The sequence below is a fragment of the Pseudomonas sp. P39-UII1 genome, from assembly GCF_039672635.1.
Lineage (GTDB): Bacteria > Pseudomonadota > Gammaproteobacteria > Pseudomonadales > Pseudomonadaceae > Aquipseudomonas.
Map to the genome: position 1 here is coordinate 1 of NZ_JBDFPP010000008.1, position 24,552 is coordinate 24,552.

Annotated in this window: 19 protein-coding genes, 2 rRNA genes and 1 pseudogene; 12 read left to right on the plus strand and 10 right to left on the minus strand. The window is 62.9% G+C overall.

What is annotated here, in order from left to right; translation table 11 throughout:
- From ABEH27_RS12445 to ABEH27_RS12480, 8 genes are all read left to right on the plus strand, one after another.
- Nucleotides 1-101, plus strand: a 23S ribosomal RNA gene (locus ABEH27_RS12445); the annotation flags it as partial.
- Nucleotides 102-236: 135 nt separating this feature from the next.
- Nucleotides 237-352, plus strand: a 5S ribosomal RNA gene (gene rrf, locus ABEH27_RS12450).
- 133 nt (nucleotides 353-485) lie between these two features.
- Nucleotides 486-3,962 carry an exodeoxyribonuclease V subunit gamma gene (gene recC, locus ABEH27_RS12455; RefSeq protein ID WP_346613872.1) on the plus strand — a complete coding sequence of 1,159 codons (3,477 nt, stop codon included), beginning with the start codon at nucleotides 486-488 and terminating at the stop codon, nucleotides 3,960-3,962.
- Nucleotides 3,959-7,630, plus strand: coding sequence for an exodeoxyribonuclease V subunit beta (recB, locus tag ABEH27_RS12460; RefSeq protein ID WP_346613873.1), 3,672 nt, complete (start codon nucleotides 3,959-3,961; stop codon nucleotides 7,628-7,630). The genes recC and recB overlap by 4 nt, the downstream gene beginning before the upstream one ends.
- Nucleotides 7,627-9,702 (plus strand): exodeoxyribonuclease V subunit alpha, encoded by a 2,076-nt coding sequence (gene recD, locus ABEH27_RS12465; protein ID WP_346613874.1) that lies wholly within the window; start codon nucleotides 7,627-7,629, stop codon nucleotides 9,700-9,702. The genes recB and recD overlap by 4 nt, the downstream gene beginning before the upstream one ends.
- A 71-nt stretch (nucleotides 9,703-9,773) precedes the next feature.
- Nucleotides 9,774-10,340 carry a YfiR family protein gene (locus ABEH27_RS12470; RefSeq protein WP_346613875.1) on the plus strand — a complete coding sequence of 189 codons (567 nt, stop codon included), beginning with the start codon at nucleotides 9,774-9,776 and terminating at the stop codon, nucleotides 10,338-10,340.
- Nucleotides 10,337-11,608: a diguanylate cyclase gene (locus tag ABEH27_RS12475; protein WP_346613876.1), complete on the plus strand. Its 1,272-nt coding sequence runs from the start codon at nucleotides 10,337-10,339 to the stop codon at nucleotides 11,606-11,608. The genes ABEH27_RS12470 and ABEH27_RS12475 overlap by 4 nt, the downstream gene beginning before the upstream one ends.
- Nucleotides 11,609-11,611: 3 nt before the next feature.
- Nucleotides 11,612-12,103 carry an OmpA family protein gene (locus tag ABEH27_RS12480; protein WP_346613877.1) on the plus strand — a complete coding sequence of 164 codons (492 nt, stop codon included), beginning with the start codon at nucleotides 11,612-11,614 and terminating at the stop codon, nucleotides 12,101-12,103.
- A 170-nt stretch (nucleotides 12,104-12,273) separates the two neighbouring features.
- Here ABEH27_RS12480 and ABEH27_RS12485 read toward each other — a convergent pair whose 3' ends face one another.
- Entirely contained in the window at nucleotides 12,274-13,224 is a 951-nt protein-coding gene (locus tag ABEH27_RS12485) for a LysR family transcriptional regulator (protein WP_346613879.1), read from the minus strand.
- Between the two features lie 132 nt (nucleotides 13,225-13,356).
- Between ABEH27_RS12485 and ABEH27_RS12490 the strand changes: the two genes are divergently transcribed.
- Both ABEH27_RS12490 and mmsB read left to right on the plus strand, forming a co-directional pair.
- Complete coding sequence (locus tag ABEH27_RS12490; protein ID WP_346613880.1) at nucleotides 13,357-14,883, plus strand: CoA-acylating methylmalonate-semialdehyde dehydrogenase; 1,527 nt, start codon at nucleotides 13,357-13,359, stop codon at nucleotides 14,881-14,883.
- Nucleotides 14,884-14,893: 10 nt separating this feature from the next.
- The gene (mmsB, locus tag ABEH27_RS12495) at nucleotides 14,894-15,781 is read left to right on the plus strand and encodes a 3-hydroxyisobutyrate dehydrogenase (protein ID WP_346613881.1); all 888 of its coding nucleotides are present in this window, start codon (nucleotides 14,894-14,896) and stop codon (nucleotides 15,779-15,781) included.
- 146 nt (nucleotides 15,782-15,927) lie between these two features.
- Here the strand turns inward: mmsB and ABEH27_RS12500 are convergent, their stop codons facing one another.
- The 3 genes and pseudogenes from ABEH27_RS12500 to ABEH27_RS12510 form a co-directional block, all read right to left on the minus strand.
- Nucleotides 15,928-16,287 carry a hypothetical protein gene (locus tag ABEH27_RS12500; RefSeq protein ID WP_346613882.1) on the minus strand — a complete coding sequence of 120 codons (360 nt, stop codon included), beginning with the start codon at nucleotides 16,285-16,287 and terminating at the stop codon, nucleotides 15,928-15,930.
- Nucleotides 16,284-17,135, minus strand: a pseudogene (locus ABEH27_RS12505) (hypothetical protein); the annotation flags it as partial. The gene ABEH27_RS12500 and the pseudogene ABEH27_RS12505, both read right to left, overlap by 4 nt.
- A gap of 244 nt (nucleotides 17,136-17,379) precedes the next feature.
- Nucleotides 17,380-17,724 (minus strand): cupin domain-containing protein, encoded by a 345-nt coding sequence (locus ABEH27_RS12510; protein ID WP_003258412.1) that lies wholly within the window; start codon nucleotides 17,722-17,724, stop codon nucleotides 17,380-17,382.
- A gap of 281 nt (nucleotides 17,725-18,005) precedes the next feature.
- Between ABEH27_RS12510 and ABEH27_RS12515 the strand changes: the two genes are divergently transcribed.
- Both ABEH27_RS12515 and ABEH27_RS12520 read left to right on the plus strand, forming a co-directional pair.
- Nucleotides 18,006-18,233 carry a type II toxin-antitoxin system HicA family toxin gene (locus tag ABEH27_RS12515; protein WP_346613883.1) on the plus strand — a complete coding sequence of 76 codons (228 nt, stop codon included), beginning with the start codon at nucleotides 18,006-18,008 and terminating at the stop codon, nucleotides 18,231-18,233.
- Nucleotides 18,230-18,637, plus strand: coding sequence for a type II toxin-antitoxin system HicB family antitoxin (locus ABEH27_RS12520; protein ID WP_346613884.1), 408 nt, complete (start codon nucleotides 18,230-18,232; stop codon nucleotides 18,635-18,637). Before ABEH27_RS12515 ends, ABEH27_RS12520 begins: the two co-directional genes overlap by 4 nt.
- A gap of 96 nt (nucleotides 18,638-18,733) precedes the next feature.
- Here the strand turns inward: ABEH27_RS12520 and ABEH27_RS12525 are convergent, their stop codons facing one another.
- Genes ABEH27_RS12525 through ABEH27_RS12550 form a run of 6 tightly spaced genes read right to left on the minus strand, consistent with a single transcriptional unit; the run spans nucleotide 18,734 to nucleotide 24,532 of the window.
- Nucleotides 18,734-19,666, minus strand: a complete 933-nt coding sequence (locus ABEH27_RS12525; protein WP_346613885.1) for a phosphatidate cytidylyltransferase — start codon at nucleotides 19,664-19,666, stop codon at nucleotides 18,734-18,736.
- 1 nt (nucleotide 19,667) lies between these two features.
- Nucleotides 19,668-20,291, minus strand: coding sequence for a lysophospholipid acyltransferase family protein (locus ABEH27_RS12530; RefSeq protein WP_346613886.1), 624 nt, complete (start codon nucleotides 20,289-20,291; stop codon nucleotides 19,668-19,670).
- 10 nt (nucleotides 20,292-20,301) lie between these two features.
- The gene (locus ABEH27_RS12535; protein WP_346613887.1) at nucleotides 20,302-20,733 is read right to left on the minus strand and encodes a hypothetical protein; all 432 of its coding nucleotides are present in this window, start codon (nucleotides 20,731-20,733) and stop codon (nucleotides 20,302-20,304) included.
- Entirely contained in the window at nucleotides 20,730-22,142 is a 1,413-nt protein-coding gene (locus ABEH27_RS12540) for a phosphatase PAP2/dual specificity phosphatase family protein (RefSeq protein WP_346613888.1), read from the minus strand. The genes ABEH27_RS12535 and ABEH27_RS12540 overlap by 4 nt, the downstream gene beginning before the upstream one ends.
- Nucleotides 22,139-23,896 carry a bifunctional alpha/beta hydrolase/class I SAM-dependent methyltransferase gene (locus ABEH27_RS12545; RefSeq protein WP_346613889.1) on the minus strand — a complete coding sequence of 586 codons (1,758 nt, stop codon included), beginning with the start codon at nucleotides 23,894-23,896 and terminating at the stop codon, nucleotides 22,139-22,141. Before ABEH27_RS12545 ends, ABEH27_RS12540 begins: the two co-directional genes overlap by 4 nt.
- A gap of 30 nt (nucleotides 23,897-23,926) precedes the next feature.
- Nucleotides 23,927-24,532 (minus strand): CDP-alcohol phosphatidyltransferase family protein, encoded by a 606-nt coding sequence (locus ABEH27_RS12550; RefSeq protein ID WP_346613890.1) that lies wholly within the window; start codon nucleotides 24,530-24,532, stop codon nucleotides 23,927-23,929.
- Nucleotides 24,533-24,552: the final 20 nt, after the last annotated feature.

Below are 24,552 nucleotides of genomic sequence, written 5' to 3' on the forward strand. Positions count from 1 at the left end.
CCCTAAAGGGCCGTCGAAGACTACGACGTTGATAGGTTGGGTGTGTAAGCGCTGTGAGGCGTTGAGCTAACCAATACTAATTGCCCGTGAGGCTTGACCATATAACACCCAAGCAATTTGCTAGCGCAGATTGCGGTGGTGAAGACGAAACGAACCGAAAGTTCGAACGCACATCACACAGATCACATATCCGAATTCGCTGGGCTGTCCATCTGGACATTCTGGCTACCGAATTTCTTGACGACCATAGAGCATTGGAACCACCTGATCCCATCCCGAACTCAGTAGTGAAACGATGCATCGCCGATGGTAGTGTGGGGTTTCCCCATGTGAGAGTAGGTCATCGTCAAGATTCATTTCGCAAAACCCCTATCTGCGCGAGCAGGTAGGGGTTTTGTCTTTTCTGGATTTTACTGAGTCCGGACTCGGCAGCCAGCCGTGATATCGTTCCCTACCAGCTCCCAGCGCATTCCAGAGAACCCTCAATGGCCAAGCCCACCTCATTACATCCCGGCTTCATGATCGTGCACGGCAATCGCCTGGACGATTTGCGCAGCCTGGTGGTGAGTTGGATGCGCCGCTATCCGCTGGCACCGCTGGAAAACGAAATCGCCTTGGTTCAGAGCAACGGCATCGCCCAGTGGCTCAAGTTGGCCCTGGCCGAAGACCCGCTGGAAGATGACCAAGGCGGCTGCGGCATTGCCGCCGCCATCGAAGTGCAGTTGCCGGGCAGCTTCATGTGGCAGCTTTACAGAAAGGTGCTGGGCCGTGACGAGATCCCCGAGGTCTCTCTGCTGGACAAGGCGCCGCTGACCTGGCGCCTCATGCGGCTGCTGCCAGCACTGATCGAGCGCCCCCATTTTGAACCGCTGCGCCGCTTTCTCACCGATGACGGCGACCTGCGCAAACGCTATCAACTGGCAGAACGTCTGGCTGACCTGTTCGACCAGTACCAGGTCTACCGTGCCGACTGGCTCAAGGATTGGGCTGCCGGCGAGCACATCCTCAATACGGCTCGTGGCGAACGTAAACTGCTGGCTGTCGGTAACCGCTGGCAGGCCGAACTATGGCGTGCGCTGCTTGAAGATGTCGGCGAGCAGGGCATGGCTCAGAGCCGGGCAGGGGTGCATCAGCGTTTCATCGAGCGTATCAACAGCCTTGAGCAGCCACCTGCCGGCTTGCCATCGCGGGTGATCGTGTTCGGTATCTCCTCGTTGCCTGCCCAGGCGCTGGAGGCGCTCGCCGGCCTCGCGCGTTTCAGCCAGGTGCTTTTGTGCGTACACAACCCGTGCCGCCATCACTGGGCCGACATCGTTGCCGACAAGGACTTGCTGCGCCACCAGTACAAACGCCAGCAGCGCAAGCAAGGCATGCCTTTGCACCTGGATGACGAGTCATTGCATCAGCACGCCCACCCTTTGCTGGCCGCTTGGGGCAAGCAGGGCCGCGACTACATCAACCTGCTCGACAGTTATGACGACCCTGGCAGCTATCAGGGTGTCTTCAGCGACGGGCGCATCGACCTGTTCAGCGAAAGCGAGCCGAAGACCCTGCTCAACCAGCTGCAGGACGATATCCTCGAACTGCGCCCCCTTGCCGAAACACGCGAGCTGTGGCCAGAGATCGACCTCGGCAAAGACCGCTCGGTACGCTTTCACATCGCTCACAGCCCACAGCGTGAAGTGGAGATCCTGCACGATCAATTGTTGGCCCGCTTCAGTGCCGACCCCACGCTGCGCCCGCGTGACGTCATCGTCATGCTGCCCGCGATCGACACCTACGCACCGCATATCCGCGCCGTATTCGGCCAGTTGCAGCGCCACGACCCGCGCTATATCCCCTTTACCCTGACCGACCAGGGCCAGCGTGGCCGCGATCCGCTGCTGATTGCCCTTGAACACCTGCTCAAGCTGCCAGACAGCCGTTTCGCCGTCAGCGAAGTGCTCGACCTGCTCGACGTTCCGGCAGTGCGCGCACGTTTTGGCATTCGCGAAAGCGATCTGCCAACCCTGCACCGCTGGATCGAAGGCGCGGGTATACGGTGGGGCCTGAATGCCGAGCAGCGGGCCACGCTCGGCCTGCCCGAAGGCCTGGAGCAGAACAGTTGGCGTTTCGGCCTGCGACGCATGCTGCTGGGTTATGCCGTCGGCATGGGCGAGCGGTGTGACGGCATCGAGCCTTACGACGAAATCGGTGGGCTGGATGCTGCCCTGATCGGCCCGCTGGTAGCCTTGCTCGACGCCCTCGATGTGGCCAACCACGCCTTGTCCCAGCCTGCCACGGCGGCTGAGTGGGGAGAGCGCCTGAATGCGTTGTTGCAGGTGTTCTTCCTGGCGGAGGATGAACATGACGAGTTCCTGCTGATGCAACTGCAGGAGCTTCGCGATAGCTGGCTGGAAGTCTGCGAGACCGTTGGCTTGCAGGACCTGTTACCCCTAACTGTGATCCGTGAGGCGTGGCTGTCGGGCCTCGACCAGGGCAAGCTGTCCCAGCGTTTTCTTGCGGGTTCGGTAAACTTCTGCACGCTGATGCCGATGCGAGCCATCCCGTTCCGGGTCGTCTGCCTGCTGGGCATGAACGATGGGGACTACCCACGCGCCCAGCAGCCGCTGGATTTCGACCTGATGGCCAGCGACTACCGCCCTGGTGATCGCTCACGCCGTGAGGACGACCGGTACCTGCTGCTCGAGGCACTGCTGTCGGCACGCGACCAGCTGTACATCAGCTGGGTAGGCCGGAGCATCCGCGACAACAGCGAGCGCCCGGCATCTGTGCTCATCGGCCAGTTGCGCGATCACCTGTCCGGCGGCTGGCGTGTGGCCGGTGGTGGAGAAGGCCCGCAGGCAGGCGAACAGTTGTTGCATGCGCTGACTCAGGAACACCCACTGCAACCTTTCAGCCCACGGTATTTCCAGAAAGGCAGTGGGTTGTTCAGTTATGCCCATGAGTGGCAACTGCTACACCAGCAAGCCGATGAGGTTAACCAGCCCCAACCCGGCTTGTCTTCGTACAACAACGATGAAGCGCTGACCCTGGCCCAGTTGCAGGACTTTCTGCGCCACCCGGTGCGGCATTTCTTCAGTCAGCGTTTGAAGGTGTACTTCGAGGCACTGGAAGCCCCCACGCCGGATGAAGAGCCGTTCGTCCTCGATGCGCTGCAGCGTTACAGCGCCAGTGAAAGCCTGCTGGGTGCCGCCCTGGCCGATCCGGAAAATGCCGAGCAAGCGTTAACCGCCCAAGCGCGCCGCCTGCAGGCTTGCGGCATGCTACCGCTGGCCGGGTTTGGCGAGCTGCTGCAGGCCGAGCTAATTCAACCCCTGCCCGACCTGCTGCAGCGCCACCGCCAGTTGCTACAACGCTGGCCCGATGTGGTCGAGGGCGCGCTGCCGATCCATTTCGAGCATGGCAGCCACCGCCTCGAGGGCTGGCTTGGCAGGGTGTACCAGGGCGCAGATGAAAGCCTGTTGAGCATCACCACGGTGCCAAACACCATCAATGCGGGGCGCAACAGCCTCAAATGGCACCGTTTGATCGCCAGCTGGGTCATGCACCTGGCGGCCTGTGCTGCAGGGTATCCATTGCACAGCGCGCTGCTGGCCAGTGACATCACCCTGTTGCTGCCACCGCTGCCGCAGCCCGAAGCCGCGGAACAGCTCGGCCATCTGCTGGTATCACGCCAGGCTGCAATGAATGCACCGCTGCCGGTTGCTGCCAAGACCGCGTTTGCCTGGCTGGCCCAGGACGACCCTGACAAAGCACGCGCCGCCGCCACCCGTGCCTACGAAGGCGACGGCCGCACCAGCTTCGGCGAGCGCAGCGAAAGCGTGGCACTTGCCAGACAGTTCCGCGACTTCGCTGCGCTCAGTGCCGACGAAACCTTTGAAGGCTGGTGCGAAACCTTGTACCGCCCGTTATTCAGCGCAGCCTGGCAGACCTTGGGCAATCCGGAGAGTGGCGCATGACCCAGGACCGTCCCCTGGCACTGAGTTTCCCCCTGCACGGCAGCCAACTGATCGAAGCCAGTGCGGGCACCGGCAAGACCTTCACCATTTCCGCACTCTACTTGCGGCTGATCCTCGGCCATGGCGGTGAGCAAGGCTTTGGTCGTGAGTTGTTGCCGCCACAGATCCTCGTGGTGACCTTCACCGATGCCGCCACCAAAGAGCTGCGCGAGCGTATTCGCGCGCGCCTGGCCGAGGCTGCGCGGTTCTTCCGCAGTGAGCTGCCAGAGGCGGACCCGCTGCTGCACCAGTTGCGTGACGATTACCCCGAAGAGCACTGGGCACGCTGCGCCAATCGCCTGGAAGTGGCGGTGCAATGGATGGACGAAGCGGCCGTTTCGACCATTCACGGCTGGTGTCAGCGCATGCTCCGCGAGCATGCCTTCGACAGCGGCAGCCTGTTCACCCAGAGCCTCGAAACCGACCACAGCGAGTTGCTCGGCCAGGTCATGCGCGATTACTGGCGACGGTTCTGCTACGGCATGCAGGGCGACGCACTGGCCTGGGTGCGCAGCCACTGGGGCAGCCCCGACGCGTTGCTGCCGCGTATCCGCCCGCTGTTCGGCCGCGTCCGTGCACAGCAGGATGAGCACGAGCCGCAGGCACTGATCGATACCGCACTGCAACAGCGCGTCGACCAGCTGTGTCTGTTGAAAGCGCCATGGGTGAAGTGGGCGGACGAGTTGCAGCAAATTTGCCGCGATGCCGTCGCCGCCAAGCAGGCTGACGGGCGCAAGCTGCAGGCACGCTTCTTCGAGCCGTGGTTCGAAAAACTGCGTGCCTGGGCGAGTGATGAGCAGGTCGTCGAGCTCGACCTGGGTACCGGCTTCACCCGCCTGACCCCCGCCGGCATGGCTGAAGCGTGGAAGGTTGGCGAGCCGCCAGCTCACCCGGCCTTGGAGGCCATGCAAGGCCTGCCGCAACAGCTGCAGGCCCTGGCCAGCCCCGATGCACGCTTGCTCGAGCACGCCGCCGCCTGGGTCTCGGCACGTTTCGAGGTAGAAAAACGCCGCCGCGCCGAGATGGGTTTCGACGACATGCTGCTGCGCCTGCAGCACGCGCTGGCCAGTGAAGCCGGTGAGCGCCTGGCCAGCTTGATCCGCGAACAGTTCCCGGTCGCGCTGATCGACGAATTCCAGGATACCGACCCGGTGCAGTACGGGATCTTCGAGCGCATCTACTGCATCAGCGAAAACCGCGCAGAAACCGGCCTGTTCATGATCGGCGACCCCAAGCAGGCGATTTATGCCTTCCGCGGTGCCGACATCTACACCTACCTGTCCGCCCGGCGCGCCACCGCCGGCCGGCTGCACAGCCTGGACACCAACTACCGCTCCAGCGAGGCGATGGTGGCCGCGGTCAACCGGGTGTTCCTGCAGGCCGAAGCACGTGAACAAGGGCGCGGCGCGTTCCTGTTCCGCGAGGCTGATGACAACCCGCTGCCGTTCATCGATGTGCGTGCCAAGGGCCGCAGCGAACGCCTGCTGATCGACGGCGAGGCCGCCGCGGCCCTGCAATGCTGGCAGCTGGAAAGCGAAGACCCCGTTTCCAGCACACTTTACCGTCAGCAAATGGCAGCCAGTTGCGCCAGCCACATCGTCGCCCTGCTCAATGGCGCGCAGCGTGGCGTCAGCGGTTTGCGCAAGGCTGACGGCGAACTTCGGCCATGCCTGCCGTCCGACATCGCCATCCTGGTGCGTGATGGCCATGAGGCGCAGTTGGTGCGTGCCGAGTTGGCGGCCCGTGATGTGCGCAGCGTCTACCTTTCCGACAAGGACTCGGTGTTCGCCGCCCAGGAGGCACATGACCTGCTGGCCTGGCTCAAGGCCTGCGCCGAACCGGACTCCGAGCGCCTGCTCAAGGCCGCGTTGGCCAGCCTGACACTGGAGCTGTCACTGGCCGAGCTGGACCAGCTGAACCAGGACGAGCGGGTCTGGGAAGATTGGGTGATGCGTTTTCGCCGTTACCGTGACACCTGGCAGCGCCAAGGCGTACTGCCGATGTTGCGCCACCTGCTGCACGACTTCCAGTTGCCGCGCACGCTCATTGCCCGCAGTGATGGCGAGCGGGTGCTGACCAACCTGCTGCACCTGGCCGAACTGCTGCAGCAAGCGGCCGGCGAACTGGATGGCGAACAGGCCTTGATCCGCCATCTGGCCGAGCACCTGGCGAGCTCCGGCCAGGCCGGTGAAGAACAGATCCTGCGCCTTGAAAGCGATGAGCAACTGGTCAAGGTCGTGACCATTCACAAATCCAAGGGCCTTGAATACCCCTTGGTCTACCTGCCGTTCATCTGCACCAGCAAGCCGGTGGACGGTAGCCGCCTGCCGTTGGCCTGGCACGACAGCCAGGGCAATGCGCAGCTGACACTCACCCCCGACCAGGCACAGATAGCCCTGGCCGATGACGAGCGCCTGGCCGAAGACTTGCGCCTGCTTTATGTAGCCCTGACACGTGCCCAGCATGCGTGCTGGCTGGGTGTTGCCGACCTCAAGCGTGGCAACCAGAAAAGCTCGCAGTTGCACCGTTCAGCGCTCGGCTATCTGCTCGGTGGTGGCTTGCCGCTGCAGGGCTCGGCACAACTGGGCGACTGGTTGCGCAGCCTGCAGGCGGGCTGCCCGCACATTGCCTGCCCAGGCCTGCCGGCAGCCGACGATACGTGCTACCGCACGCCCCATGCCGAACGCGAACTGTTGCCGGCGCGCAAACCGCGTCGCCCAGCGGCCGAGCATTGGTGGATCGCTTCCTACAGTGCCTTGCGGGTCGGCGAGCAGACGTTGGGGGCCGATAGCTCCCAGGCCCAGCAACTGCTCGACGATGAAGTCGTCGATGCGCAAGTGCTGCGTGAAGTGCCGGCTGACGGTGGCGATATGCATCGCTTCCCGCGCGGGCCGAACCCCGGCACCTTCCTGCACGGCCTGCTCGAGTGGGCGGGGCGCGAAGGTTTTGCCGAAGTCGCGGCCAACCCCGCACTGATCGCACGCACCGTCGGGCAACGCTGCAACCGACGCGACTGGACCGGCTGGATTGCAACGCTTAACCAATGGTTGGAGCAACTGCTGACCGAGCCTTTGCCGGCCCGCGATGTGACCCTGACGCTCGCGCAGCTGCAGCACTACCAGATCGAAATGGAGTTCTGGTTCGCCAGCCATCAGGTCGATGCCGAGCAGCTCGACCGCCTGGTAACGCGCCATACCCACCCAGGCGCGGCGCGCCCCGCTGCCCAACCCACATTGCTCAACGGCATGTTCAAAGGCTTTATCGACCTGGCGTTCGAGCTGGACGGGCGTTACTACGTGGCCGACTACAAGTCCAACTGGCTCGGCCCCGACATCCAGGCCTATGACACCTTGGCCATGGAGAAGGCGATCCTCGAGCACCGCTACGACCTACAGTACGTGCTGTACCTTCTGGCCCTGCATCGCCAGCTGCGTGCCCGCCTGCCCGATTACGATTACGACCTGCATGTGGGTGGCGCCTTGTTCATTTTCCTGCGTGGCGCCAACAGCAGTGGCCACGGCGTGTACTTCGCCAAGCCGCCACGCGAGCTGATCGAAGCGCTCGATGCGCTGTTCCGTGGTGTGCACCAGCCTCAACAGCAGGACCTGTTTGCCGGAGTTGCGCCATGAGCCGCACCCTAGATGACCTCTTGCCTACGCCCCTGAACGCCGAACACCTGTTGACGCTGGCACCGCAACGCATCAGTGCCGACCTGCTGCAACTGCTCGACCGCTGGGTGGAGCGCGGCTGGTTGCGCGCCCTCGACCGGGCGTTCGTGTCTTTTCTCGAAGAACGCGCCCCCGGTAGCGATCCGTTGCTGCTGCTGGCTGCAGCGTTGGCCAGCCATCAACTGGGCCACGGCCACGTCTGCCTCGACCTGCAACAGACCCTCGCCGAGCCGGACTTCGCCCTGTCGCTGCCCCCGGAAGGCGATGCCTTGGCAGGCCCCTTGCTGCTGCCGTCGCAACTGCTCGCCAACCTCGATCTGGGCACCTGGCGCCAGCGCATCACCGCAAGCCCCCTGGTAGCCGCTGGCAACACCCCTGGCCAGCAGTCGCGGCCCTTGGTGATCAGCGGCGAGCGCCTCTACCTGCGCCGCTACTGGAGTTACGAACGGCAGATCGACGCAACCCTGCGCCAACGCCTGAGCCAGGAAGACGCAGCCCCGGCAGACTTGCCAGCACGCCTGGCGCAGTTGTTTGACGAAGGCGCCCTGGCCGGGCAGGTGGACTGGCAGAAGCTGGCCTGTGCCCTGGCCACCCGCGCCGGGTTCAGCATTATCACTGGCGGCCCTGGCACGGGTAAGACCACCACGGTAGTCCGCCTGCTGGCCTTGCTGCAGGCGCCTGCGGTAGAGCAGGGCAGGCCCCTGCGCATCCGCCTGGCGGCACCGACCGGCAAGGCCGCCGCCCGCCTCACCGAATCCATCGGCCAGCAGGTCGAGCGCTTGCAGGTTAGCGGCGAGGTGCGCGGGCAGATCCCCACCGACGTCAGCACGGTGCACCGCTTGCTGGGTAGCCGGCCGGGTTCGCGGCACTTTCGCCACCACGCTGGCAACCCGCTGCCGCTGGATGTGCTGGTGGTCGATGAAGCGTCGATGATCGACCTCGAGATGATGGCCAACCTGCTCAATGCCTTGCCCCCCAAAGCGCGCCTGATTTTGCTGGGTGACAAGGACCAGCTGGCCTCGGTCGAAGCCGGCGCGGTACTCGGCGACTTGTGCCGGGATGCCGAAGAGGGCTGCTACTCACCCGCCACCCAGGCTTGGCTGGAGCAGATTGGTGGCCAGTCGTTGACGGACAGCGGCCTCAAGGCGGGTGACGCACAGCGCAACCCGCTGGCCCAGCAAGTGGTGATGCTGCGGTTTTCCCGGCGCTTTGGCGAAGGCAGCGGCATCGGCCAGTTGGCGCGGCTGGTCAACCGCCAACAAGCCCAGGCGGCCCGCGACCTGTTGACGATGCCACCGTCGGATGTCTTCGGCCTCGCCTTGCGCGGCGAGCACGACCGCGCGTTCGATCGGCTGATACTCGATGGCCTCAACCGCGGCAGCGAAGGCCCGCAAGGCTATCGCAGCTACCTGCGCGCCATCGGCCGTTACCGCCCGGCGCCAGGCAGCGCATTCGATGACCCTCGTTGGGAACAATGGGCCGGCAAGGTGCTGCGCAGCTTCGAGGACTTCCAGTTGCTTTGCGCAGTGCGCAAGGGCGCCTGGGGTGTCGAAGGCCTGAATGAACGGGTAGCGCGTGTGCTGCACGGTGCCGGGCTGATCGACAGCCAGCAGCCCTGGTACGAAGGGCGGCCCGTGCTGGTGACGCGCAACGACTACGGCCTCGGGCTGATGAACGGCGACATCGGCATCGCCCTGCGCTTGCCGGATGAACACGGCGAGCCGCTGCTGCGCGTGGCGTTCCCGCGCAATGACGGCAGCGGCGGGGTACGGTTTGTCCTACCCAGCCGCCTCAACGAAGTGGAAACGGTTTTCGCCATGACCGTGCACAAGTCCCAGGGCTCGGAGTTCAGCCACACCGCCCTGGTGTTACCGGACGCGCTCAACCCGGTGCTGACCAAGGAACTGGTGTACACGGGCATTACTCGAGCCAAGCACTGTTTCAGCCTGATCGAGCCACGCCAGGGCATCTTCGAAGAAGCGGTGGGGCGCAAGGTGAGGCGGATCTCCGGGTTGATGCTCGAGCAAGTCTGACGCCCCTACGGAGGTGGCGGCGTTGTGCTATCGTTGCGCCCATATCCGAAGGGACTTGAGAGACTTCCCACATGACAGTGGCCGGTGGACGAGTGACGGGCTCTTTGCTTTCGCTGTTGCTGGCTGCCCTGATGCTATCGGCCGGCCCTGCCCGCGCAGACGCTGCAGCCACTGCGGTACAAGCCCAGCAGCGGGCCAGGGCCGTGACCCAGGTGGTGCTGGGTATTCTCAGCTATGCGCGTTGGCCGACCGAGCCGGTGCCGCTGCGCCTGTGCCTGATCGGGCCCACCGAATACGCCGATGACCTGATCAAAGGCAACCTGCAGAACTCCGGGCAACCGCTGCAGGTGCGCCGTTTGCTCGCCGATGACCGCGGGCTGGCCCAGGCCTGCGATGCCATCTACATCGGCAAGCTCGATCACGCTGAGCGCGATCGCTTGTTCCAGGCGGTCAGCGGCCACCCGGTATTGAGTATCAGCGAGGCGGACGACCCGTGTACGGTCGGCAGCCTGTTCTGCCTGCGGGTCAGCGATCAACAGGTAGCCTTCGAGGTCAACCTCGATTCCGTGGCACGCTCCGGCGTGCGTATCCACCCCAGTGTGCTGCAGTTGTCACGGCGCCGGGCGGTGCAACCATGAAGGCCACTAACAAGAAACGGGCTCGCCCGACCCTGCGTTCGGTGCTTGGCCGCGGTCACCTCAGCGTGGCCCTGTTGGCCGTTGGCCTGGTGGGCATATCGCTGACGCTGCTGGGCGTGCTCGCCCTGCGCGTTTACGCCAACCACAACTTGCACCTGATTGCCCGCTCGATCAATTACACCGTCGAAGCCGCCGTGGTGTTCGACGACAGCGTCGCTGCCAACGAGGCCCTGGAGCTGATTGCCAGCACCGAGGAAGTGGCCGATGCCAAGGTGTTCAACAACGACGGTGAGCAGTTGGCGCACTGGCAGCGCAACGTTGACGGCCTGCTTGGGCACCTGGAAACCCGCGTGGCAACGGCCTTGCTGGGCGAGCCAATCAACCTGCCGATTCTGCACAAGCAGCAGAGGGTTGGGCATATCGAGCTGATCGGCCAAGGCCGCAGCCTGTTGCTGTTCATGCTCGGCGGCCTTGGCGGCATTCTGTTCTGTACCCTCCTCAGTGCCTTTGTTGCCCTGCACCTGTCGCGGCGCCTGCTTGGCGATATCGTCCGCCCGCTGCGCGCACTGGCCAGCGTCGCCCACGCGGCACGGCGCGAGCGTAGCTTCGACCGGCGTGTGCCGGAAGCGCCGATTGCAGAACTCAACGAACTGGGCAACGACTTCAACGCCTTGCTGGACGAACTGGAGGTCTGGCACAGCCACCTGCAGAACGAGAATGCCACCTTGGCCCACCAGGCCAGCCACGACAGCCTGACCGGCCTGCCCAACCGCGCCTTCTTCGAAGGCCGCCTCAGCCGCTGCCTGCGCAACGCTGCGCGCCAGCAGGACCACATGGCCTTGCTGTTCCTCGACAGCGACCACTTCAAGCAGATCAACGACAGCCTCGGCCACGCCGTGGGTGATGAAGTACTGATCAACGTTGCCGACCGTGTGCGCGCGCAGCTGCGCGAGCATGACCTGGTGGCGCGCCTGGGCGGCGATGAATTCGCCATCCTGCTGACCCCGCTGCAGTCGCGCGAAGATGCCCAGCGCATCGCCGAGAAGATCATCGCCAGCATGCAACTGCCGATGCAACTGGACAGTGGTGGCAGCATCAACACCTCGCTGAGTGTCGGCATTGCCTATTACCCGGATGATGGCGACGATTCCGCCAGCCTCCTCAATGCCGCTGACGCGGCGATGTACCAGGCCAAGCGCACGCGCCGTGGCCAGTGGCAAGCGGCGCAGACGGAACGGTCCGCCGCCGAAATCAAGAACAGGAGCTGAACCGTGATACAGCGTTTGCGTTTCCCCTTCGTCGCCGTGGTGTTGGCTTTGCTGGCGCTGACCGGCTGCCAGAGTACGCCCCAGGCAGGCCTGACGCCTGAACAGATCGCCGTGCTCAAGCGCGAAGGCTTTGCACCCACGGATGAGGGCTGGGCGTTCGATCTGTCGGGTAAAGTACTTTTCGGCAGTGACCTGGACAGCCTCAATGGCCCGAGCCAGGCGATTGTCGAGCGTATCGGCAAGGCGTTGCTGGGCGTGGGCATCGAGGGGGTGCGGGTCGATGGGCATGCCGATGCCTCGGGCAAGGCGGCCTACAACCAACAGCTGTCCGAGCGCCGGGCGCAGAGCGTGGCCCAGGCACTGATCGGCATCGGCATGCCTGCGCAGAACATCCGCACACGCGGTTTGGGCAGCACCGAGCCGGTGGCGGATAACCGCACAAGCTCCGGCCGCACCGAAAATCGGCGGGTGTCGATTGTGGTGGCGTCTTACTAAGGCCCGCGTTGCAGTCATCGTCGGCAAGCCGGCTCCCACAGGTTGGACTGCCCCCAAGAAGTTGGATACCAATCCAACCCTAGGGGGCAGTCCAGGTATGGCCGGCCTTCAAGGCCTGTGATTTCCTTGTGGGAGCCGGCTTGCCGGCGATGGGCTGCAGAGCAGCCCCTTTACGCCTGGGCAAAGCGCATCTCGCGGGTTTCCCCCATCAACAAAGGCGCATTCGCCTCGGTCACCCCACGGATGTAATCCCACAGCAGGGTGATCCGCTTCAACTTGCGCAAATCCTCCCGGCAGTACATCCAGAATTGCCGGGTCACCTCGATTTCTGCAGGCAACACCGTCACCAACCGTGGGTCCTGCGCTGCAAGAAAGCACGGCAATATCGCCAGCCCGCGCCCCTGCAGCGCTGCCGTGAATTGGGCAATCACACTGGTGCTGCGCAGGTGCGCACTGGCATTGGGAATCAGGTTGGCCAAGTAAAGCAGCTCGGAGCTGAACGCCAGGTCATCCACATAGCTGATGAACGGATGGCCCGCCAGGTCGCTTACCTGGCGGATCGGTGCGTGGTTGTCGAGGTAATCCTGCGTCGCGTAAAGCCGCAACCGGTAGTCGCACAGTTTGCAGCACACATAGGGGCCATGCTCGGGCCGCTCCAGGGCGATGACGATATCCGCTTCGCGCTTGGACAAGCTGATGAAGTGCGGCAGCGGCAGGATATCCACCGAAATCGCCGGGTAGGCATTGACGAAGTGGCTCAGCTGCGGGGTAACGAAGAAGCTGCCGAAGCCTTCGGTGCAGCCCATGCGCACATGCCCCGACAGCGCCACGCCTGAGCCGGACACCTGCTCACAGGCCATGTGCAGGGTGCTTTCGATCGACTCGGCGTAGCCCAGCAATCGCTGGCCCTCGGCAGTCAGCACAAAGCCATTGGTTCGCGACTTTTCAAACAGCAAGGTGCCCAGCGCACCCTCCAGCGAAGTGATGCGCCGCGACACCGTGGTGTAGTCGACGCTCAGGCGTTTGGCCGCGCTGCTGGCCTTGCGGGTGCGCGCCACTTCGAGGAAGAACTTCAAATCGTCCCAGTTCAGCGAACTGAGTGAGGTCAGGTCTTTTTGCATGTTGATCCGGTTTTTTTGTGCGTTCTTGTTGGATGTTTGCACATCTATACTCGAAAAAAGCCCCCTGACGCCACCTCGCGTTTGCACGGCGCTGGCGATCTCGTCCTGACAATAATTCCAAGGAGAACGCAGATGAACGCACCCCAATCCCCCGGCCAGGCCAAGGTCGAGCAGGTCAAGCTGCTGATTGATGGCCAGTGGGTCGAGTCGAAAACCACCGAATGGCGCGACATCGTCAACCCGGCCACCCAGCAGGTGCTGGCGCGGGTACCGTTCGCCACGGTTGAAGAAGTGGACGCGGCAGTGGCCGCCGCCGAGCGCGCCTTCAAGACCTGGCGCGATACCCCGATCGGCGCGCGCATGCGCATCATGCTCAAGCTGCAGGCGCTGATCCGTGAACACAGCAAGCGTATCGCCGTGACCCTCAGCGCCGAGCAGGGCAAGACCATCGCCGATGCCGAGGGCGATATCTTCCGCGGCCTGGAAGTGGTCGAGCACGCCGCGTCCATCGGCACCCTGCAGATGGGCGAATTCGCCGAAAACGTTGCCGGTGGCGTCGACACCTATACCCTGCGCCAGCCCATCGGCGTGTGCGCCGGTATCACCCCGTTCAACTTCCCGGCGATGATCCCGCTGTGGATGTTCCCGATGGCCATCGTCTGCGGCAATACCTTTGTGCTCAAGCCATCCGAACAGGACCCGCTGTCGACCATGATGCTGGTCGAGCTGGCGCTGGAGGCCGGTGTGCCGGCGGGCGTGCTGAACGTGGTGCACGGCGGCAAGCAGGTGGTGGACGCCATCTGCACGCATAAGGACATCAAGGCGATTTCGTTCGTCGGCTCCACCGAAGTCGGCACCCACGTGTACAACCTGGGCAGCCAGCACGGCAAGCGCGTGCAGTCGATGATGGGCGCGAAGAACCACGCTGTGGTGCTGCCCGACGCCAACCGCACCCAGACCGTCAACGCCCTGGTCGGCGCGGCTTTTGGCGCCGCTGGGCAGCGTTGCATGGCTACTTCGGTGGCGGTGTTGGTGGGCAAGGCGCGTGAGTGGCTGCCGGATATCAAGGAGGCGGCAAGCAAGCTCAAGGTCAATGCCGGTAGCGAACCAGACACCGATGTAGGCCCGGTGGTTTCCAAGCGTGCCAAGGAGCGTGTGCTAGGGCTGATCGAAAGCGGTATCAAGGAAGGCGCCAAGCTTGAACTGGATGGCCGTGATGTAAAGGTCCCGGGGTACGAGCAAGGCAACTTCGTCGGCCCGACCCTGTTCTCCGGTGTGAAAACCGATATGCAGGTCTACACCCAGGAAATCTTCGGCCCGGTACTGGTAACCCTGGAAGTCGACACCCTCGACGAGGCCATCGCCCTGGTCAACGCCAACCCGTTCGGCAACGGCACCGGCCTGTTCACCCAGAGCGGCGCGGCGGCGCGCAAGTTCCAAAGCGAAATCGACATCGGCCAGGTGGGTATCAACATCCCGATCCCGGTACCGGTGCCGTATTTCAGCTTCACAGGTTCGCGTGGTTCCAAGCTCGGCGACCTCGGCCCTTACGGCAAGCAGGTGGTGCAGTTCTACACTCAGACCAAGACCGTCACCGCCCGCTGGTTCGATGACGACAGCGTCAATGACGGTGTGAACACCACCATCAGCCTACGCTAAGGAGAACGCCATGCGTATCGCATTCATCGGCCTGGGCAACATGGGCGCGCCCATGGCCCGCAACCTGATCAAGGCCGGGCACCAGCTGAACCTGTTCGACCTGAACAAGACCGTACTGGCCGAGCTCGCCGAACTGGGCGGGCAAGTCAGTGCTTCGCCCAAGCAAGCGGCGGCCGACAGCGAGCTGGTGATCACCATGTTGCCGGCCGCAGCCCATGTGCGCAGCGTCTATCTGAACGAAGACGGTGTGCTGGCGGGCGTGCGCCCGGGCACGCCGACCGTGGACTGCAGCACCATCGACCCGCAGACCGCTCGCGAGGTGTCCAAGGCCGCTGCCGGCAAAGGCGTGGACATGGGCGATGCGCCTGTTTCCGGTGGTACCGGCGGTGCGGCAGCCGGCACCCTGACGTTCATGGTCGGTGCCAGCACCGAGCTGTTTGCCACGCTCAAGCCGGTACTGGAGCAGATGGGCCGCAATATCGTGCACTGCGGTGAGGTTGGCACCGGGCAGATCGCCAAGATCTGCAACAACCTTCTGCTGGGCATCTCGATGATCGGCGTATCCGAAGCCATGGCGCTGGGCAACGCACTCGGCATCGACACCAAGGTACTGGCCGGCATCATCAACAGCTCGACCGGCCGTTGCTGGAGTTCCGATACCTACAATCCTTGGCCGGGCATCATCGAAACCGCGCCTGCTTCACGTGGCTACACCGGCGGCTTTGGCGCCGAGCTGATGCTCAAGGATTTGGGCCTGGCCACCGAGGCTGCGCGCCAGGCGCATCAGCCAGTTATCCTCGGGGCCGTGGCCCAGCAGCTGTATCAGGCGATGAGCCTGCGCGGCGAGGGTGGCAAAGATTTCTCGGCGATCGTCGAGGGGTACCGCAAGAAGGATTGACGAGCAAGGTGGACTTCATCGCGGGCCGGGCAGCTTTCCCTCTGTAACTGCGCACCAGAGGGGAGGAGGCCCGTACTGCGGTGTTTTTTCTTTCTGCTCCGGAAAATGATTTATATTTGCAATGAGCTGCACGTTAAAGGGTGAAATTACAGGTAGTGAGTTACTACAAGGGATGAGAAGAGAGTTATATGTAGGGCCCATAGTGTCACTAGTAGAATCTTGGTTTTCTTGGGGAATGAATCAATTTCTTGTTGCTCTACAAGATTTCTATGCGTGAAAATTGATGGGAGTGCGAGTACTGTTGAAATTGTTCCTGTGCGCATCAGTTTTCCGATCAGCCCGGTTCGCTTGTAAGTCGCTCTATTTTTTTTGATGTACTGGCTGTTAGGGAATAGTGACTCAAAATACTCGGTCCGCCGGGCGGCGATAAAACACTGTGCTGTCATTGTGATGATGATGAGGTTGATGATGACTGCCGGGATTAACCCTTTATCAAAAATATTCACTTTGAAAACTCCCGATACACAAGCTCACCGTAGAATTCACCTTGCTCTTCTCCAATTTTGCCGCCAATGGTTGCTCCAGCACCACCAATCACTACTGCGCAAATCAGCCCACCCGTACCTGCCGTTGACAAACCGATCGCGGCACATATTGCAGGTGCTAGAACTGTCCCAGCCACATATCCACCAGCACTTCCGCCCGCCAGCCCTCCCATCAGTGAACCTCCTCCAACATATTTCGCTCTCTCGCAATCGGCTTCACGGCCGAGCGTACAAGCCTTGTGGATTTCAAGTCCTGTTCCTGCGACTTCAAGCGCTACTCCAACGTAGGCACCTTGCTTTATCAAACTGGCTGCCTTGGCTACACCGGCGACTTTATTTGCATACCCTGCTATCTCGCCCGTGTGCAAAAAACGCTTGGTGGATATCCCCAGCGTCCTTTTGATGGAGGTTCTATTTTTCAGCCCCGAGCCGTAAGCAGCCAGCTTGTTCAACTGCTCATCCAACTTCATGAACAAGGCGGCACGCTTGGCGTAGAACTGATCGCGAGCGACCATGGTCCCTGATCCGAGATGCTGTTGATGCAACTTTTCGATTTCCATCAAGGTGGCCTCGATGGCCCTCAGGTGCTTGCTCCACCCTTCACTGACCACTCCCGCGCCCATGGACGCATGCGCGATCAGGCTTTTCAGTGTCTCGAAGTTATCCAGGAAAAAGTTATCCACACCCTGACCATTGTGCAGCAGCCCTACGTGCACCTTGGCTGCTTGCGCCATCATCCAGGCTTCCTGACTGGTACATGAGGCCGTTGTGGAGTCGCCGATAATGATCAACTCGCCTTTTCTGACCACAGGAGCGTAAGACTGTCATGGGGCGAGGGCAATGCCTTCAGGGGCAAAGAAGGGGAATTCAGAAAAGGACTACACTTAAGGGGATAACTTGCGTGGAAATGTCAAAAGATGTTTCAATATTCCAGCGGTTAATGACAAAGTCGCTGTGCGGATACCTCAATGTAAACGGCATGTTCAGAAACACTTATGCCCCTGTAGGAAACTTCGCAAATCAAACAGGGGCATAGTTGGAGCAGCTTACTAATCAGGCAAAGACAAAGTACTTACGCACAGTCTCGACCACTTCCCAGGTCCCTTTCATCCCCGGTTCGATCACGAACACATCACCCGCCTTCAGGTGCTTCGGCTCTTCACCTTCCGGGGTGATGATGCAGTAGCCGTCGAGGAAGTGGCAGAACTCCCACTTCTCGTAATTGACCTCGAACTTGCCCGGGGTGCAGATCCAGGTACCCATGATCTTGCTGCCGTCGGCCGACAAGTAGGCGTTGAGGTTGACGGTGTGCGGATCGCCTCCGATGCGCTTCCACTTGGTGGCGTCCACGACCGGCGTCGGGCAGGTTTCGCGCAGGACGGTAATGAAATCGGACATGGCACAACTCCTGGTGACTGGCTGAATGACTCGACACCATAGGGCCATTGGCCGAGCCCCAGTTGCCTGCGCTCGACGTCCAGGTGCCTGGCTGCGCTATGCGCGGACGTGATTAACCCTCCATAAGCAGGCGGTGACAAAATCCTACATGACAATAGGTTGATACCTACTTGCGCGCCCGACTCGTCCGCTGGTCGCGCCAGGTGTGTGTAGTGTGTACTGCGCTTCATTCTGGTCCGTTTGATGTGTATCATACACATCGACTGTCGAAGGAAGAATGAATGCGCAGTCGTGATGTAATTCAGCTCATTGAGGCAGACGGGTGGTACAAAGTAGAGGTGAAGGGCAGCCATCACCAGTTCAGGCACCCAATCAAAAGGGGAAGGGTGACGGTTCCCCATCCTAAAAGTGATCTGCCCAAGGGCACAGTACATAGCATCCTGAAGCAAGCTGGGTTGATGCACCCTGATAGCTTCAACCGCTCGAAATTCAGTGGAGACGCGCAATGAAATTTCCCGTCGTATTGCATAAGGACGCCGACTCGGATTACGGGGTGACCGTTCCTGATGTCCCCGGCTGCTTTTCCGCAGGGGCGAGCGTGTCTCAAGCGTTGGAAAATGTTCAGGAGGCTTTGGCCCTGCATTTTGAAGGCTTGGTCGCTGATAACGAGGCGTTACCGCAGGCGCAGGAGGTCGATGTTCACGTGACCAACCCCGATTACCAAGGTGGCGTTTGGGCTGTAGTGGATTTCGATGTAACACCGTATTTGGGCAAGGCGGTACGCTTCAACGCAACGCTGCCGGAAAATCTGCTGCAGAGGATCGATGAGAAGGTAAAGCGCGATCATCGGTACGCATCGCGGTCTGGATTCCTGGCTTCAGCCGCGTTGCGGGAGCTGGCCCTCGGCCACTGAAGCTCATCGCGGGTAAACCCGTTCCCACAGGTACAGCGCAAACTTCCATGGGAGCGGGCTTGCCCGCGAAGAGGCCCGCACTGGCACCCTCATCACTCAAGCCCACCAATACCGCACAAAGTGGAAGAACACCGGCGCCGCGAAGCACACCGAGTCCATCCGGTCGAGCATGCCGCCGTGCCCCTCGATCATGTGCCCCCAATCCTTGACACCCCGGTCGCGCTTGATCGCCGACATCACCAAACCGCCGAAGAAGCCCATCACGTTCACAGTCAGCGCCATCAGGGCCGCCTGCCAGAAGCTGAACGGGGTGATCCAGCACAGCAGGGCGCCCACTAGCGTGGCCAGTGCCACGCCGCCGAGCAGGCCTTCCAGGGTTTTCGAGGGTGACAGGTTGGGTGCCACCTTGCGTTTGCCAAACAGCTTGCCGCACACGTACTGCAGCACGTCGCTGATCTGCACCACCAGGATCAGCCAGGCGATCAGCAGCAGGTTGCGGCCTTCGTAGCCGGGGATATCCAGGGTCAGCAGCGCGGGCACTGCCGACACGCAGTACACCGCGATCATCAGCCCCCACTGCACCTTCGAGGCGCGTTCGAGAAACCGCGTGGTATCGCCGCCGAAGCTGGCCAGGATCGGCAGCAGCAGGAACAGGTAGACCGGGATGAAGATGCTGAACAGCCCGTACCAATCCATGGCGATCAGCAGGTATTGCACCGGCAGCGCCACGTAGAACGCTGCCACCAATGCCGGGTAATCGCTGCGCCGGGTCGGGGTGAGCGTCATGAATTCGCGCAGGGCGTAGAACGAAACGCCGTAGAACAGCACGATCACGCCGTATTTGCCGAACACGAAGGCGATGCCGATCACCAGCACCATCACCCACCAGGCATTGATGCGGGCGTTGAGGTTGTCGATCACCGCGTGCGGTGCCGGGCCGGCGCGCCACTTGAGCAGGCGGCCGATCACGCTGGCGAGCAGCAGCAGGGCGCCGATGCCGGCAAATAGCGAAAGGGTGTTGTCGTCCATGTCAGGCTTCCTTAGGGGCCAGGTTCAGCAGGGCCTGGCTGGCCCGCTCGAGAAACGCCTGCTTGCTCTCATCCGCATGCAGGTGAATAGGTTCGCCGAAGCTCAGCGTGCACAGCAACGGCAAGGGCAGGGCGCGGCCCTTGGGCATGACCCGGTTGAGGTTGGCGATCCACACCGGCACCAGCTCAACCTCGGGGTTGGCCATCGCCAGGTGGTATAGGCCGCTTCTGAATGGCATCAGCGGCTCGTCACTGAGGTTGCGCGTGCCTTCAGGGAAGAAGATCAGCGAATCACCCTGAGCCACCGCTTCCAGGATCGGCTGCAGTGGGCTGCCCTGGCCTTCGCTGCGCTGGCGGTCGATCAGCACGCCGTTGAACACCTTGCGGATCAGGAAATCACGAATGCCAGGCTTGGCCCAGTAGTCAGCCCCGGCCACGGGACGCGTGCGTTCACGCAGAGGCGCTGGCAGCGAGGCCCAGAGCAGCACGAAGTCGCCGTGGCTGCTGTGGTTGGCGAAGTACAGGCGTTGCACCGGCAGCGGTGTGCAGCCGAGCCAAAGGGCGCGGGCGCCGGTGATCAGGCGGGCGGCGGAGGTAATGACGAAGGCGGTCAGGGCGGCGAGCATGGCGCGGTGGTTATCCGGTGAAGGGGAGTGTGAGCAGGGTAGTCAAGGTCAGTAACAGTTGCAGGGCCAGGCACGCGGCCTGGCGGCGTAACAGGGCCAGCGCGGCCTGACAGCGGCTGGGCCAGTCGCGGGCGTCGACGGCTTGCGGCTTGAGCCGCAGGTCGATCAGGGCCCGGTCCAGGGCCTGGGTATCCGCAGGCAGGTCCGTGCTGGCGCTCAGCTTGGCAAACAGCTCTGCATCCAGTGCCACGCGGATCGCCCAGTACTTGTGCAGCAGGCCGAGTACCAGCAAAACAACGCATAGCACGCTGGCCAGCGGCTGCAGTGGCATACCGAGTAAAGGTGCCAGGCCGTAGGCCAGGGCGAGCAGGGTGATGCCATCCGACAGGCGCTCCAGTTGCGCGCCACGGCCGAGCAGGCTGGCGACCAGGTGCAGGTTCATGGGTGGGCTCCCAGCTGCTTCAGCACCTGGCGATGCGCTGGGTGCAGGACGATGCCGGGGCGCGCCAGGCGGATCAGCGCCTCGGCCTGGGCTGCATCGCTGCAGCGGCCGCTGAGCAACAGCCAGGCGGCCACTGCGCTGGCGCTGCGCGAATATCCCAGCGCGCAGCAGACCAGCAGGGGCCCTTGAGTGCGCAGGTGCTCGATGGCATCGGCGGCTTGTTGCAGCAGCTCGGCATCGGCAGCTATCAGGTCCAGGGTTGGCAATGATCGGTAGGCTGACTGCGCTGGCCTCATCGCCGGCAAGCCGGCTCCCACAGGGATCGCCACAGGCTCCAAGGTTCGCGCAGTACCTGTGGGAGCCGGCTTGCCGGCGATGGCGGTGGTACAGGCAATAAAGGGCAGTTCGGCGCAGAGGTCGACGATGGCAGCAAAGGGCGCGCGCTCGCCGCGCCCCGGTATGCGCCCGAGGAACACCCCGTCACATACTTCATCCGGCTGTGGGTGCCGCCAGGTCCAGAATCTGGAGTTGATCCAGGCCGCGACCAGGTAAGGCGCCAATAGCCAGCAGGCGGCATTCGAAAGCCGCCCGTCGCTACCTTTCTGAAACCCACCCGCACCGAGCACACCATAGTTAAGCGCGACCATGAACAAAGACACCGCAGGCCATGCCAGCCACAACCACGCGCCGCCGAGCCCGCCCGCCAACACCGCGCACAAACCTGCCCCCAGCCCATACCAGGCTGCCAGCCGCCAACGCTTGGCAACGCGCGCCAGGCGCGCACCCTGCAAAGGCAGCAGGCCTTCACGGGGCCACAACCAGACACACACAAACCCCGCCAACGCCCCGGCAGGCAAATCGATGAAATGGTGCTGCCAGGTCGTCAGCACCGAGATACCGATCAACGCCATCCAGCCATGCATCACCCATCGCCAGGGTTGCCGGTGAATGTGCCGGGCAAACATCGTCCAGATGATCACCAGCAACGCGATATGCAGCGACGGTGCCTGGTTATAGGGTTTGTCGAACCCCATCAGCACATCGAACAGCCAGCCGAACACGCCATCCAGCCCTGGCCGCTCGAAAGTGAAACGCAGCGGCCAGAGCAGGAAGCAGCCCACGCTGATCAGTTGCGCGGTCAACAGCGCCAAGGCATGCCGGTCCATTTCCTGACGGGTGCGTGGCAGCAGGAAGGACAGCCCGTACAGCAGGTCGATCGACCAGTAAGGAATGATGGTCCAGGGCCACAGCGGCATGTGCTGTTCCCAGCCGAACACCAGGCTGCCGATGTCATCGCGGCCAGCGGTGTAATTGTTCACCAGGCCATAGCTAAGAAAGAAGAACGGGCCCAGCATCAACAACCAGAGCACGCCCCGGCGGATCAGGCCCGGCTCACGGGGTGGGTTCATTCTCGCACTCGTTGCGCCAGGCTGACGCTGAAAATGCCCCATTCATCGATGCGCTGGGCAAGCTTGCGAAAGCCCGCCGCCTCGACCAGCTGGTCCATCTCGGCCTGGCTGCGCCGGCGCATGACCCACGCCTCACCGCCCCGGTGGCTGGTGAGGGCGCGGGCGATCATCTCCAGTTGCGGGTGCCAAGGCTGGCCGGTGTAGACCAGGTAGCCGCCATCCTCGACAGCCTCGGCCAGGCCTGCCAGCGAGTGGCTAACCAACGTATTGCTGGGGAACAGTTCATACAGGCCGGACACCACGGCGAGGGTAGGGCGCGGCTCGAGCGCAGCCAGGCTTTCGCGATCGAAGGCATCGCCTTGAACGAAGCGGGCGATGTCGGCCAGGCCTTTTTCGGCGATCAGCGCGCTGCCTTGCTGCACATTCAGCTCGCTGTAGTCGCGCAGCAGGATGGATTCCGGCAGTTGTTCCAGCGCTTGCAAGGCTTCGAGAATGTAGCGGCCGTGGCCTGCGGCAATATCGGTGATATGTACCGGCCGCTGCTGTTCCCGCAGCCGAGCGATGGCGATGCGCAGCAGCTCTTCAACGTGCAGCTTGCGCTGGCGGATGCCGCGCCAACCGATGGCGCCGAGGTAGTGCTGGTCGATCATCCGGCCCAGCTTGCCCTTGCCCGTCGGTTGGTTGCGGTAGACGTAGTCCAGGGTGCTGCCAGAATCAAAACCGGTGTCGAAGCCCAGCTTCACCCCGTCGGCGAGCCCTTTGCCCAGGCGCAGCCCGGCGCGGGTGGCACGCCAGTAAAGGTCGCGTGGCGAGTTGCGCGGCAAGGGCGCCGCCAGGCTTTCGGCCTCGGCACAGCTGGCGCCGACTTTGTCGGCATCGAGCAGCGACGGTAGCGGCGCGGGGCTTTCGAAACAGTGCTCGACAAAGCGTTCGATGCGCTTCAAAGCATGCCCCCGTTCACGCTCGCCGAGGGTGTCGTGGAAAAACCCGGGCAGGATGTGAAGCTCTTTGCGTGCACTGCCCAAGCGCTCGTAAAAACGCTCCTGCGGCTGGCGCTCGACCACCAGGTCGGCCCCGGAAACCAGCATCTGCGTCGGCACCTGAATGGCCTGCGCATCAGCCACCACCCGCTCGGCAGCCTCGTACAGGCCGAGCAGCATGGTCACCGAAATCGGGCGGCTGATCAGCGGGTCGGACACATACGACATGACCCGCTCCGGGTCGTGGGTAAGCAGGCGCGGTTTGACGTAGCTGTTGACGAAGAAGTTGCCGCGCATGGCCTTCAGCAGCTTCAGGCCGGGGCGGGCGAAAGGCACATACAGCTTGACCTTGAAGGCGGGCGAGGCGAGCACCAGGCAGCGCACCTTGGGTGCGTAGTCATGGGCCCAGGTGGCGATCAGCACGGCGCCGACACTCTGCGCCAACACCACCAGGTCTTGTTCGGCGATGCCGTGCCGGGCCTGGATATGTTCGATGAACGTCTGCACATCGCGCACGCTGGTGGCAAAGCTCGGGCTGTCGCCGCGGGCGCCCGGAGACTTGCCGTGGCCGCGTGCATCCCAGGCGAAGAACTCATAGCCCGGCATGTCCAGTTCGTCTGGCAGGTGGGCCATGCGCCCGCCATGTTCATGGCCACGGTGGAACATCACCACAGCCCGGCGCGGCTGGTGCTGGTTACGCGTGGCAGGCCAGTAACGGTAGTGCAGCTCGACCCCGTCATGGGTGGAGAAGTGCAGCGATTGCGCTTGGCGCATGGCGAAAGTCCTTGTCCGGCGGCGATGGGCTCAGCGGGTCTCGAGCAACCCCTGGCGAACCCGGTTGTAGAGGGTATAGAGCGAGAGTGCGAGGATGACCAGCAGCAGGCCGTTGATCCATGGCGCAGCGAGCAGGCCGAAGGCCACGCCTGTGCCCAGCACGCCGAAGGCGAACGCCCGGTCGCTCTTGCCCATCGGCCCGTCGTAGCGGCGCGATGCACCGGCCAGCGGGCCCATCACACCCGCGTATTCGCTGAACGTGGCGCTGAGCACCACCAGCACCACCAGGCTGGGCCACACCCCGGCTAGCAGGGCGAACGGCAGGTACAGCGCGGCATCGGCGATCACGTCGCACAGCTCGTTCAGGTAGGCACCCAGTGTGGATTGCTGGCCGAATTCCCGGGCGAGCATGCCGTCAACGGCGTTCAGCGCCATGCGCAGCAGCATCCAGAGCGGGATGAGGATGAACAGCCAGGTGCTGTGGCTGAGCCAGGCCAGCAGCAGGCCCAGCAAAACAGAGACCACCGCAGCGCTGACAGTGACCTGGTTGGCGGTGACGCCACGGGCATGCAGGCGTTCGACGCCGGGGCGCAGCAAGGCCTGAAAGCGGGGTTTGAGCTGATAGATCGATGGCACGTTGAACTCCCTGTCGTGGT

Coding starts and splice junctions, on each gene's coding strand:
- ABEH27_RS12530 (WP_346613886.1), bottom strand. CDS start 20,291: ATGCTCGCCGCCCTGACCGCCTTCGTCATTACCTCCGCCGCCCGCCTG.
- ABEH27_RS12525 (WP_346613885.1), bottom strand. CDS start 19,666: ATGGACGACAACACCCTTTCGCTATTTGCCGGCATCGGCGCCCTGCTG.
- ABEH27_RS12545 (WP_346613889.1), bottom strand. CDS start 23,896: ATGCGCCAAGCGCAATCGCTGCACTTCTCCACCCATGACGGGGTCGAG.
- recB (WP_346613873.1), top strand. CDS start 3,959: ATGACCCAGGACCGTCCCCTGGCACTGAGTTTCCCCCTGCACGGCAGC.
- ABEH27_RS12510 (WP_003258412.1), bottom strand. CDS start 17,724: ATGTCCGATTTCATTACCGTCCTGCGCGAAACCTGCCCGACGCCGGTC.
- ABEH27_RS12475 (WP_346613876.1), top strand. CDS start 10,337: ATGAAGGCCACTAACAAGAAACGGGCTCGCCCGACCCTGCGTTCGGTG.
- ABEH27_RS12515 (WP_346613883.1), top strand. CDS start 18,006: ATGCGCAGTCGTGATGTAATTCAGCTCATTGAGGCAGACGGGTGGTAC.
- recD (WP_346613874.1), top strand. CDS start 7,627: ATGAGCCGCACCCTAGATGACCTCTTGCCTACGCCCCTGAACGCCGAA.
- ABEH27_RS12490 (WP_346613880.1), top strand. CDS start 13,357: ATGAACGCACCCCAATCCCCCGGCCAGGCCAAGGTCGAGCAGGTCAAG.
- recC (WP_346613872.1), top strand. CDS start 486: ATGGCCAAGCCCACCTCATTACATCCCGGCTTCATGATCGTGCACGGC.
- ABEH27_RS12540 (WP_346613888.1), bottom strand. CDS start 22,142: ATGAACCCACCCCGTGAGCCGGGCCTGATCCGCCGGGGCGTGCTCTGG.
- ABEH27_RS12535 (WP_346613887.1), bottom strand. CDS start 20,733: ATGAACCTGCACCTGGTCGCCAGCCTGCTCGGCCGTGGCGCGCAACTG.
- ABEH27_RS12520 (WP_346613884.1), top strand. CDS start 18,230: ATGAAATTTCCCGTCGTATTGCATAAGGACGCCGACTCGGATTACGGG.
- mmsB (WP_346613881.1), top strand. CDS start 14,894: ATGCGTATCGCATTCATCGGCCTGGGCAACATGGGCGCGCCCATGGCC.
- ABEH27_RS12485 (WP_346613879.1), bottom strand. CDS start 13,224: ATGCAAAAAGACCTGACCTCACTCAGTTCGCTGAACTGGGACGATTTG.
- ABEH27_RS12470 (WP_346613875.1), top strand. CDS start 9,774: ATGACAGTGGCCGGTGGACGAGTGACGGGCTCTTTGCTTTCGCTGTTG.